This is a genomic window from Paraglaciecola sp. 20A4, assembly GCF_011378905.1.
Classification (GTDB): domain Bacteria; phylum Pseudomonadota; class Gammaproteobacteria; order Enterobacterales; family Alteromonadaceae; genus Paraglaciecola.
In genome coordinates, this window is the sequence record NZ_WTPY01000081.1 from 1 (window position 1) to 347 (window position 347).

Sequence of the window (347 nt, forward strand, 5' to 3'; positions counted from 1 at the left end):
AAGGACCAGTCATCCATCATGAGCTTCAGGGAGAACAGCAAGACTTCTTCACCAGCCTCCGTTGAGGCATAAGGGACCCAAGTTGGCTTCAAGGCATTACCGCTGACATTTTGAAACCTTTGATAATGGCATTGAACACCAATAACTGCACCACCTGCACGGGTAATCGGAGTGCCAGCAAACGCCTCAGGAGTGTAGGTAAGGGCAAAGGTGTAGACAAGCTCATCCTTGGTCATCATCAACACACTATTGCAGTCCTGCAGTTCATTGTCAAAGAAGAGCACCTTGGAGCCTGGGACCAAACCGACAACAGGACATCCTCCCAAAGTCAGACCAGATGGCTGGAT

General features: G+C 49.9%; 1 protein-coding gene. It reads right to left on the reverse strand.

Going from position 1 to position 347, the window contains the following annotated elements:
• Positions 1-347, reverse strand: a 347-nt coding sequence (locus tag GQS54_RS22910) for a zona pellucida domain-containing protein (protein ID WP_205967899.1), incomplete at both ends; no start/stop codon positions are given.